General features: G+C 39.1%; 2 protein-coding genes. Both read right to left on the reverse strand.

Going from position 1 to position 2,402, the window contains the following annotated elements; genetic code table 11:
- Positions 1–151: 151 nt before the first annotated feature.
- On the reverse strand, positions 152–1,879 hold the full coding sequence (locus ACT3TJ_RS17850) for a hypothetical protein (RefSeq protein WP_444622800.1): 1,728 nt from the start codon (positions 1,877–1,879) through the stop codon (positions 152–154).
- A gap of 8 nt (positions 1,880–1,887) precedes the next feature.
- On the reverse strand, positions 1,888–2,402 hold a 515-nt coding region (locus ACT3TJ_RS17855; RefSeq protein WP_444666123.1), incomplete at its 5' end, for a hypothetical protein.

The following is a 2,402-nucleotide window of genomic DNA, read 5'->3' on the forward strand; positions in this document are numbered from 1 at the left end:
TTATCTATAAATTGATCGATTGGGCTCATATCTTGGTCAACATGAGTTGCATCAAACATAGCGGTAGTTTCAACTGTCTGCAGAGATGTCTGAACTACTGTAATAGAGCGAAATAGATTTTGTGCTGTAGCCATAAAAGACAACCCTGTAATCAAGATAAAAAATCATCAACAAAACTTGTAACAAGCTCTATCATTTTACTTGCACGCACAGTTCCAACCCTGTGAATTTTGCGCAACTCAGTTCCAGGATCGCGTATAGCTAATAAATCACCAATGGTTTGAACTCTTTCAAGCTTTGACACTTTTTCTTTTTGCCAAGTAGTTAAGCCAGGTACACTATTAAGAGGTAAAGACATGCACTTAGTAAATGTTGAGTCATCTAGCAATTGACTACCACAGTTATGACAAAACTTCTGTTGGTCTGTTAACCTTGGGGTATCGCACACTCTACATGGAGGAAGGTCTATGCGTAAGCCCTTCAAAATCTCATGGTCAGCAAGCTTAGATACACTTCGTCTAAGCGGATGCTTTGCAGATTTTAATCCTATTGTTTTTAAAGTTAGGCTTGCTGAAGAGCTCCGGCTGCCTCCACTGAGAGCACGTAAAGATATTAGTGCCGCCAAATGAGGAGTATAGCGTCGGTAAATTCTATCTTCTCCATGCGATACACTTGGATTTTCGTACAACATTCCCGCTTCGATAAGAAGATTAAACATCCTATCTACTAATGGTTGCGCTGATATCTCTGCACCTGGAACACCTAGCATTAACTGCTTTTCATCTTTCTCGATAGATTTAGCATTAAAGTCTTTTAGATCGTGAATCATTGAGTCAAAAACCTGCATACCAGCCTTTATTAAAGTTTCGAACCTAGGCACTTTAATTGACATGGACTCATATTCGTATTTTCTAGAGTTGTAATGCGATTCAATGACACTATTTGCTAACTGATGAGGTCTTCCTTCACCATGCTCATACTCTCTAAGCATAGTGAGGTAAGCTCGCGGAACTCCAAAAGCAGCATATCTTAACAAAACGTCAACATCTTGATTTATATCTAAAACTGGAAATCTTTGCTTTGCTATCGCGCCCATTACATCAATATAATTAGGATCATTGACAGAAAGCCATACGTTAACTTTCTCTGCTTCATGATCAGCGTGAAACTTGGCACCATAATCTGTAGCGGGATATACTGAGGCTTTAGGAGAAATTTTTTGTGTTCTCAACACTCTTACTACATCAAAAAACTCTGTTAAATACTCAGGGGTAAGCGTTAAAGCCGCATCATCCATTAATATAACAGCTCGTTTTCTTTCCAAAAGATCAACAGCTAACTCGACTGACAGTATCAATTCATTTATATTAATATTCTTTACAACATAATCATCATCTTCAGTTAAAGACACTCCTCTTTCTAGCCGACCTATCAAGCCATCAAGAAGGTCATCATCAAAATTTAAATACCTAGACTTTTCATCACTAATATTCTTCAAAAAACAACTAGGCACAACTTCTTTAAGTGACTTTATTATTCTAGCAAGAACCCAAACATGAAAAAGGTCTGTGGCATTAGCACGACCCCTTAACAAAGGCTCAAGTCTATAGTACCGATTAAATGTAACATAGATTGCTAACGGAAGAGAGTCATCTTCTTTACACAATAGCCATGTATAGCGCATAAGATGTGTTTTACCACACCCTCTAGGACCCACAATTAGCTTTGTTCCTCTAGCTACCAGTGACTTATGTATTGAATTAAAAAACTCCCCCTGAGCAGTACCTTCTTTCAACTGCTCAGCAGGTATATGGTCCGCCCTTTCATCTAAAGCTTGTTGAAGCTCGGCCTCTTCTCGACGTGTCAATTCTTCTTTCATATTAGCCTCTAAAGCTTAATATTCATATTTAGAAGATCAGAGCGAGTAATATATCTAGCACCAATTCCTCGTGAGCAAGCCCCTAACCATCGCTTTCCTTCGTTTGAAACAAGGTATTCAAAGACCACCTTTCTCAACTCCGTATCAATAATTCTTAGTATAAAAATGCAGTCTGATACAGGAACCATCCCTTCTCGCACATAACAAACTTTCTCTTCGAGATTCCTGCCAACTCGTGCGATTAAGATATCCCCTTGAATCGCATGCGCAAACCGATCAACTAAGCCTCCATTAACTATTGGCAGGTCAACGATAGACGTTCCTGAGTTCATAGGGAAATCAGTTGTGTGAAACACTGGAATTACTGCTTCCCTTACTTCTCTAGATGAAAGAGAACCACGAATGACACTCACATCGAAAAAACTTAATGGTTTACAGTGGTCACTACCTCTCGCAAATTTTTGGCTATGAAAACCATAATCGAGACGGTCTATACCTGCTTCTCTTGGTATGAAGATTGGCC

Origin of the sequence: Halomonas sp. AOP30-A1-24 (assembly GCF_052378165.1) — a bacterium.
GTDB classification, from domain to species: domain Bacteria; phylum Pseudomonadota; class Gammaproteobacteria; order Pseudomonadales; family Halomonadaceae; genus Vreelandella; species Vreelandella citrativorans.

Excerpts from the sequence above, each read along its gene's own strand:
- ACT3TJ_RS17850 (WP_444622800.1), bottom strand. The coding sequence starts at position 1,879 with ATGAAAGAAGAATTGACACGTCGAGAAGAGGCCGAGCTTCAACAAGCT.